Source organism: Teichococcus coralli, from assembly GCF_009829925.1.
Classification (GTDB): domain Bacteria; phylum Pseudomonadota; class Alphaproteobacteria; order Acetobacterales; family Acetobacteraceae; genus Pseudoroseomonas; species Pseudoroseomonas coralli.
Map to the genome: position 1 here is coordinate 1 of NZ_SNVJ01000059.1, position 1,409 is coordinate 1,409.

1 pseudogene is annotated in these 1,409 nt (G+C 69.1%); it reads right to left on the minus strand.

Annotated elements, in window-relative coordinates:
• Positions 1–58 precede the first annotated feature (58 nt).
• Positions 59–1,290 (minus strand): annotated as a pseudogene (locus E0493_RS22905) (IS256 family transposase).
• Between the last annotated feature and the right edge of the window lie 119 nt (positions 1,291–1,409).

Here is a 1,409-nt window from a genome sequence, read left to right on the forward strand (position 1 = left end):
GGTCGTGCCCCCGGGCGTGGTGTAGGAGCGGTGGCTCCTGGCGGGCTGGGCCGCTGCGTCAGGCGGGCACGGCGCCGAGCCTGAGGGCGCCAGTATCGCTGACTGCGGCGACGGTCTCCAGCGTCATGTAGCGCGACCGCTGGGTGGCCCATTCGTCGGACTGCTCGAGGAGCAGGGCGCCGACGAGCCGCACGACGGCTTCCGCGTTCGGGAAGATGCCGACGACGTCGGTCCTGCGCTTGATCTCGCCGTTGCGGCGCTCAATCGGGTTTGTGCTGTGCAACTTGGACCGGTGGGCGGCGGGGAACGCCATGTAGGCGAGCACGTCCTCCTCGGCGCTGTCCATCAGGGCCGCAAGCTTCGGCACCTTTGGGCGGAGCTGATCTGCCACCGTGCGCCACTGCCGCTTCGCGCCTTCGGCGTCGGCCTCCGCATAGGCGGTGCCAATCCACGCCGAGACGATGCGGCGCTGGCTTTTCCCGGCAGGGGCCAATGCATTACGGGCGAAGTGGACGCGGCAGCGCTGGGACGTGGCGCGCAGCACCCGCGTGACCGCGGCCTTGAGGCCCTCGTGGGCGTCGGAGATGACGAGCTTCACGCCAGCCAAGCCGCGGCGCTTGAGGGAGCGCAGGAAGTCGAGCCAGAAGGTCTCTGCCTCCGAACTGCCGACCGCCATGCCGAGGACCTCCCGGCGGCCATCGGCATTGACGCCGACTGCGATGGTGACCGCGACGGAGACGATGCGCCCGGCCTCGCGCACCTTCACGTAGGTCGCATCCAGCCAGGTTGAGCGCACTGCGATCAACGGGCCAGTCGCCCTCGATGGGCCGGGCGAGGAAGTCGCGCACCCGCTCGTCGATCTCGGCGCAGAGCCGCGACACCTGGCTCTTGCTGACGCCCTCCATCCCCATCGCCCGCACGAGATCATCGACGGAGCGGGTGGAGATGCCGTGGACGTAGGCCTCTTGGATCACTGCGGTCAGGGCCTTCTCCGCCAGCCGCCTGGGCTCAAGGAAGGCCGGGAAGTAGCTGCCCCGCCGGAGCTTCGGGGTTGGAAGCACTGCTTCCAACCAGCTCCACCATCCCAGCCCGGGTCTGCCAGTCCCGCTCCCGGTAGCCGTTCCGCTGCACCAGCCGCTCCGGGCTGCGCTCGCCGTGCGCGGCTCCGGTCATCCCAGCCACCTCGAGCTCCATCAGGCGCTCGGCAGCAAAGCCGATCATCTCTCGGAGGAAGGTCGCATCCGAGCCTTTCGCGAGGAGGTCGCGAAGCGCAGTCTGGTCGTCGGTCATCGTGGTCGGTCCAGAGCAAGGGGTTGTTGGTCTCAGCAACCCAACCCTAGCCACGAACCACCACGGTGACCGCCTCAGATCCGGCGATCACCTCCTACACCACGCCCGGGGGCACGACC